We start from the raw sequence: 6,473 nt of genomic DNA, 5'->3' as shown, positions 1-6,473 counted from the left end.
GGAGGCTACCATGCCCAAATATCGCCGTTACAACTGGCCCCACCTTTTGTCAGAATTTGAAAAATCTGAGCTAACCCAAGTGGAATTCTGCAAGCAACATAACGTCAACCCTAAATATTTCAGCATCAAACTGTCCGAACGAAAGAAAGCTCAAGCAAAGCAAGCTTTTGCAACCGTGGTCGTACAACCCCATAAAGAACCCACACAGCCCCAGCCCTTGGACAAGCTCATCATAGAAATAGGCCAATGCAAAAGAAATTTAGCTTGCGTGGAAAAACCAAAGTGAATGGCCAGTGGCAGCTCTTTTGTCTGGTGTATAATATTGAGAAGCTGGTAAATTATGGGAATCTTAAGCCCTAACGGCCCAAATTGCCGTCATTTCGACAAATTGACCGATTGAATAGCTTGTTTGTTGATCAATTTGTAAGGTGGTGCCAGAATTTTAGTAGTGCTTGACTTTTTTGGCGCAAAAATAAACAAGTTTTGAGAGATGTAGGGAAGCTATGATTTGGGTTTTTCTACAACCTAGTTAGGTACACTAAATGCCATTTTTGGCCGTTGCGCCTAGAAGGTCTTAATGAATAGAGTAACTTTAACAACCATTTCACTTTTTTCGATTCTACTTAGTGCCTGCAATAACAATACTAAGGATGGACTAATATCTAGTACGCCGCTTTATCTTGGCCAGAACCCTCCGGGTTTGACGCCAGAATTATTTGCCCCTGAGATTATTCGCACCGAATTTAGAGAGGCAGAAGCCGCTATCTCTCCAGATTTGAAGTCGTTTTACTTTCGCCGAAGAGGTGGTGAGTATAAATACAACACATTGGTTGTCGTAGAGTGGCATGAAGGACAATGGACCGAATCTGTTATAGGAGAAAAAATGGGAGAACCGTTTCTTTCTGCAGACGGACAAATCTTACATATGGGCAGGAAGTACATGCGACGGACAGAGTCAGGGTGGTCGGATGCCATGGACAGGAGTGCTCCACTCAATAACCTTCCAATTATGCGTCTTACGTCATCTTTAAATGGCACGTACTATTTTGATGATGCCGTCGGAGAAGGCAATATCAGATTTTCGCCAATAACTGATGGAAAGCGCGAAAAACCGAGGGCATTGGTTGACGAAATTGACATGGGACCATACAGAGCCCACCCCTATATTGCACCAGATGAATCCTACCTAATTTGGGATGACCAAAGGGCAAGCGGTTTTGGTCGTGCGGATCTGTATATTAGCTTTCGACAGCAAGATGGTTCTTGGGGGCCTTCAATAAATCTTGGAGATGAAATTAATACCGAATATTCAGAGGCTTTTGGAAGTGTTTCGCCTGACGGAAAGTACTTTTTTTTCCATCGATCACCTGGTGGAGATAAAGGAGACATATTCTGGGTCGATGCACAGTTTATTGATATTCTTAAGCCAAAAGGTACAGTACCTAACACCTATATGACCGAAGTTGTAAAAGAACAATAAGCAAGCGTGTTATCGTTGTTGATTGGTACTGAAGATCTGTATGGGGCGTCTGGATAACTGGGCGTTCTATCATGACTGAGTAAATAATATGAATATCATACTAAAATTTTCTCTTATTTTTCTTATTCTAATTTCATTAGTGTCCTGTAGTAAAACAGAAGCTGATCCGGAAACTATCTACAAGGATTATCTAGCTTCAATACAAGCAATGAATAGCATGTCTGAGAATGATTATCAGAGCTTCATTAGTTCAAGGGCCAAAGCAGTCGTTAACGATAAGATCGATGCCGTTAATGAAGATCAACTTGAACGTTTTCTCACTCTCTTCAAGGCTGAGGCAGTTTTACCGGAGCATAGTCGAGTAAGTCTGAATAGCGTGAACCAAGATTCACCGGTTCTCGAGATTCTCATTGAAAACTATCCAGAAAAAGGGTCGAGCCAGAAACAAAATGTTAGATTCGTCCAAGAGCATGGTTGGAAAATCGATAAAATTGAAGTGACAACATCTGGAGAAGATTTTGAATTTAAATCAACGACTTATTGATATTACTCATAATACGCTTCAGCAATCTCTCCCGCAGGTCGCTGGGATAGCTAAAGCACTACGCCTATTCGTCTGCCTTGGTACGGAGTATTAGGCGGATGAGAGTTAAACATATTAAAAATGGAGATTTGTCACTTTCTAATAAATCTTGGTTCTTTTTGTGTTTATTAATTTGCCTATTGTTAGTGAATTTTATAGCTGGCGGGCACTATATGCTAACTCATCCAGTATCGTCTTGGGGGCCAGGTATATACATACAGTTACCCTTGTTGGCAGTTTTGGGCTTTTTTTTAGGTCGTGCATTCACAAGAAAGAGTGAGTTTTATTTTGATCATAAAAATAAAACGGTCAGCTACTCTGTGCAATCTATGTGGAATGAGGATAAGGGTGTTTTAGATATAGCTCAAATCTTAGAAGTCATAATCCAAGAAGGTGGCACTACAGATGGTGGCGATTCTCTTGAGAGATTAGCTATTCGTTGTCGAAATAAAACGATACCAATGTCTGCAACATATACAAATACAATGAATTTTAAAAGTATTAAGGAAGAAATAGATGAATGGCTGCACGAAAATAAAAACGACTAGCAAGGCAGTTGCAAATCACCTAAAAATTACATGGACTGGACTCATTAACGCTCGCTTTTTGTTGCGGTGTTGAGGCTGTAGAAGAACCCAAATTTGGCATAATGGACTTTAATAGGCGTAAAAATAAACTAATTTTGAGAGATGTAGGGAAGGCATAGTTAGTGTTTTTCTACAGTCTCGTTAGCATTACAGAGAAAATGAGAGCCATATTTTTAATTTTAGTGATCTTTGCTTCAGGTGAATCATTATCTGAAGAGAGCATCTGTTTCGGAACTACTTCTAACGGTCGACTTGAAAATGGTGTTCGCTTACCCGCTGGTAGTGGGAACTACATTGGATATAGCACGCTGGCTAGGCTCGCAGGAAGAACCTATGTTCATTCTGCGGTGAGAGATATTGTCGTCGCTTCATATAAAGATTTGGAAACAGAGCAACCTGACAAAGTATTTAAGTATGCTGAAACGGGTTTTAAAGAAGGTGGTAAATTTAAGCCACATAAAACTCATATGAACGGTCTATCTGTAGACTTTATGACGCCTGTTATAAATCAGAAAGGGGAGTCAGTTCACCTTCCGACAAATCCACTCAACCGTCTAGGGTACGATATAGAGTTCGATTCGGGTGGGTTTTATGATGGTCTTGAAATCGACTACGAGGCTTTGGCCGCTCATGTAGTTGCTCTCCATAAGAATTCGCAAAAAAAAGGCTATGATTTATGGCGCGTCATTTTTGATCCAGAACTTCAGCCGAATCTATTAAAAACAAAATATGGCGCGTACTTAAAAAAGCATGTTCAGTTTTCGAAAAAGAGGTCGTGGGTTAGACATGACGAACATTACCATGTTGATTTTTCAATTCCGTGCAAATGAATATGCTAATAAATAAACCTGAGCGCAAAATACTGATGCATTTTGATTACTGCGCTATGCTTTAGAGCTGCACATCGGCGCATTATAGATATAAGGAGTTCCCGATGAGATATAAATCAACTTCAAAGATACTCTTAGGGCCTTTAGAAGGGAATTAATCACGTTGATTTTAGCTATAGATGTTCAATATTCTGATCATTCCGCATTGGCCGCTGGAGTGCTCTTTGATTCTTGGGTTTCCAGTCACCCTATAGAATGCTTTATTAAGGCTGTACCCGACATTCAACCTTATGAACCAGGGGCATTTTATAAACGAGAATTACCTTGTATTTTAGCTTTGCTCGAAGAAATTCCAGACAATATTGAGGTCATCGTCGTTGACGGCTTTGTCACCTTGGGTCGTGAGAAGAAGAGGGGGCTGGGTATGCATTTATACGAGGCTTTGGATAATAAAATAGCGGTTGTAGGTGTGGCGAAGAAAGCTTTTAAAGATACGCCTTTACAGGCTGAAGTATACCGAGGCCAAAGCAATAAACCACTTTTTGTTACCTCGGTTGGTATTAGTCAACAGCAGGCAAACTCAGCTATAGTGCAGATGCATGGGAAGCATAGAATACCGACCTTGTTAAAAAAAGCGGATCAACTTTGTAGAGGCATAAGTACCTAAAAAATGAGAATCGCTGTTGTGAGGCTGTTCAAAATCGAAGGGAAGGTCTGATTTGGATATGTGTCATCCCCTCTGGTAATAACCAGTTTATGAAAGAAATGACACAGAGATTTGAACGCTATTGCTGGCTGGGAAAAACATCAGTATGCTTCATTATAAATGGCTCTAGCAACTTTCCGTCATTGCTAATATTTTGTACAACAAACTCCCAGCTTCCAGCCTCTGTTCGACAGCCAAAAAGCCGAGCTTCTTTTTGATAGTATACGGTGTTAAATTGTATTTCTCTTGCTTCCATATAATCTCTGGTTTTCTGTCCGAGCTGTTTGAGATCCCCGATAGAAAGCCTTCTTTTTTTTAGTGTATTATCTACTTCTATACCTTCTTCAAGCTGATCTCTTTCTTTCGTTCCCTCTATCTTTTGGCCGCCTTCGGTATCGCCAGCGACATGCATTACAGTCACTTTTTTACCTTCATTGTCGTGATAATTTATTGTAAAACGACAGCCGCTAAAATGAGAAGTGACAAAAAACTCAGGAGAATCATTGTCAAGTGTTACCGAGGTTACACCTCTTCGCTTCCAAGGGAGGTAATATATATTTTTTGCTTTTTCACCTTCCCTTTTATACATTTTTATTATATTAGGTTGTGAAAATTTCCAGTCAATGCTGACTTCATAGGGTTTTACATCTTCGTTTCCAAATATGTCGAAATCCATACTGTTGAAGTCAAGCTTATATTTTTTAAAGGCCTCTAGGCGGTCTTTTTTTACTAAAGCTCTAAAGTCTTTTATGTCACACATGTTTTCATCCTTGTTTTTTAAATAAAATTAATAATTCCTTCAAATGTAAAATTGATTTTAACGTTTCGCAGTAAAAATCAATTTACAGCGAATTTGTCGTTAAAAACAGGATGCAGTATAGCTTGAGTTTTATCTGTAATAAAACCCCGGAAGGGTCATAATTCTAATTTTATCTTTGATCAGTAAATCAATATAAGTGTTAATGTGGATTAACCTAATTCACGCACTGATGACGCTTCAGCGCCTACCGATAGTTGAAGTGTCTGTTTTTTAATACGCCACAACAAGGCCGCACTGGCCATAACACCGATAATAACGATAGCCAGCATAAGCCAGAAAAAATGTTGGTGACCTGCAATGCCTGGTGAGGCATCTAGAATTCTCCCTGCCAGTGGCGTGAAAAAGAGATCTGGCGTAAATCCGACCAATGAAATAATGCCTACTGCAGCGCCAGTTCGCTCTCTAGAAGTTTGTGACTCTTCAAGTAACGCAAAATAGACTCCTCTTAGAGCGTATACGGCGGCAAAAGTAACGATAATGTTCGCGTAAATAATCCAGAGATTACTCTTTATTGGAGTCCAAAACGCAAGAGCCCAAAAGGTTGCGATAAGGATTGAGAAACAACCCAGAATAACCCGGCTGGCAGATATTCGGTTTGCCAGAAAACCGGCTGAGATGGCAGCGAGGGGGCGTAAAAAAGCAATGCTTGACGTGAATTGTGCGGAATCTACTTCGTTCATACCCAAAGCGTCTACGACGTATAAGCCAAAATTGTCTAAGCCTTTATAAGCGCAATAGGCACAAATCACCACCAACGCTTGCAGCCAAATGGTGGGCTTCTTCAAGACGTTTGTCAGATCTGTCAATACATTTTGATTGGCGGAGGGGAGGGAATGGATTGTATCGGGCACCGCCCACCAGATAAATACACCGGCAAGGGCAGTCATAGCCGAGTAAAAATAAATCACATATTGCAGTGCGTTGCGTCGTTCGTTATCCATAACGGCGTCTATGGTGTTAGATAAATAATGGCTTAACAACATTACTGCTAAGGTAGACAGCACCGCCGCTACAAGGCCACGCCCACCATCAAGCAATCCGAACGCGCTGCCTTGTTTTGAGGTGCCGCCCCATTCTCGGGTGGCTTTGATCATGGCGGCCCAAAATAACAGTATGGAGGTTGCTCCCCAGTAGCCATACAACAACGATAAACCCAATAAGTTAGGAATTTGCGCCAGATAAATCCCGCCGGCAGCGGTGCTTAATAGCGCACAGGTCATCAGTTTTCGCGCCGAAAATTTATCCGCCAGCACGCCACCGGGAAAGTACACCAACATGGCGATAAGCCCATACATCGCGAAAGCATCTCCCAAGCCGGTGTTGGAAAGGTCAAATACGGTTAAGAAAGTGGGGCGAAAAAAACGGGCAATGTGAAAAGGCAGGCTGAAAATCATTTCTCCTGCGAAAATTAAACTTATTAGCACACAGTAACGCTTAACATTTTGATGTTGCATACAATGATGACCT

At 41.0% G+C, this 6,473-nt stretch carries 8 protein-coding genes and 1 pseudogene; 7 read left to right on the top strand and 2 right to left on the bottom strand.

Annotation, left to right across the window (positions count from 1 at the left end):
- The first annotated feature begins 10 nt into the window (after window positions 1-10).
- The 7 genes and pseudogenes from tnpA (at window position 11) to LU351_RS17125 (ending at window position 4,147) form a co-directional block, all read left to right on the top strand.
- Entirely contained in the window at window positions 11-286 is a 276-nt protein-coding gene (gene tnpA, locus LU351_RS17155; RefSeq protein WP_284285105.1) for an IS66 family insertion sequence element accessory protein TnpA, read from the top strand.
- Window positions 256-360, top strand: a pseudogene (locus tag LU351_RS17150) (hypothetical protein); the annotation flags it as partial. The gene tnpA and the pseudogene LU351_RS17150, both read left to right, overlap by 31 nt.
- 217 nt (window positions 361-577) lie before the next feature.
- Entirely contained in the window at window positions 578-1,480 is a 903-nt protein-coding gene (locus LU351_RS17145) for a TolB-like translocation protein (RefSeq protein WP_232595319.1), read from the top strand.
- A gap of 88 nt (window positions 1,481-1,568) precedes the next feature.
- Window positions 1,569-2,024, top strand: coding sequence for a hypothetical protein (locus LU351_RS17140; RefSeq protein WP_232595318.1), 456 nt, complete (start codon window positions 1,569-1,571; stop codon window positions 2,022-2,024).
- 98 nt (window positions 2,025-2,122) lie between these two features.
- Window positions 2,123-2,611, top strand: coding sequence for a hypothetical protein (locus tag LU351_RS17135; RefSeq protein WP_232595317.1), 489 nt, complete (start codon window positions 2,123-2,125; stop codon window positions 2,609-2,611).
- A 161-nt stretch (window positions 2,612-2,772) separates the two neighbouring features.
- Window positions 2,773-3,480 (top strand): penicillin-insensitive murein endopeptidase, encoded by a 708-nt coding sequence (locus tag LU351_RS17130; protein WP_232595316.1) that lies wholly within the window; start codon window positions 2,773-2,775, stop codon window positions 3,478-3,480.
- A gap of 163 nt (window positions 3,481-3,643) precedes the next feature.
- A complete protein-coding gene (locus LU351_RS17125) occupies window positions 3,644-4,147 on the top strand; it encodes an endonuclease V (protein ID WP_232595315.1) in 504 nt (167 codons plus the stop codon).
- A 118-nt stretch (window positions 4,148-4,265) separates the two neighbouring features.
- Here the strand turns inward: LU351_RS17125 and LU351_RS17120 are convergent, their stop codons facing one another.
- Both LU351_RS17120 and LU351_RS17115 read right to left on the bottom strand, forming a co-directional pair.
- Complete coding sequence (locus LU351_RS17120; protein ID WP_232595314.1) at window positions 4,266-4,946, bottom strand: hypothetical protein; 681 nt, start codon at window positions 4,944-4,946, stop codon at window positions 4,266-4,268.
- Window positions 4,947-5,155: 209 nt separating this feature from the next.
- On the bottom strand, window positions 5,156-6,460 hold the full coding sequence (locus tag LU351_RS17115; RefSeq protein ID WP_232595313.1) for an MFS transporter: 1,305 nt from the start codon (window positions 6,458-6,460) through the stop codon (window positions 5,156-5,158).
- Window positions 6,461-6,473: the final 13 nt, after the last annotated feature.

This window comes from Marinibactrum halimedae, from assembly GCF_021234875.1.
Lineage (GTDB): Bacteria > Pseudomonadota > Gammaproteobacteria > Pseudomonadales > Cellvibrionaceae > Marinibactrum > Marinibactrum halimedae.
The sequence above is the reverse complement of the archived record's forward strand: the minus strand, read 5'-3'. Positions and strand labels throughout refer to the sequence as shown.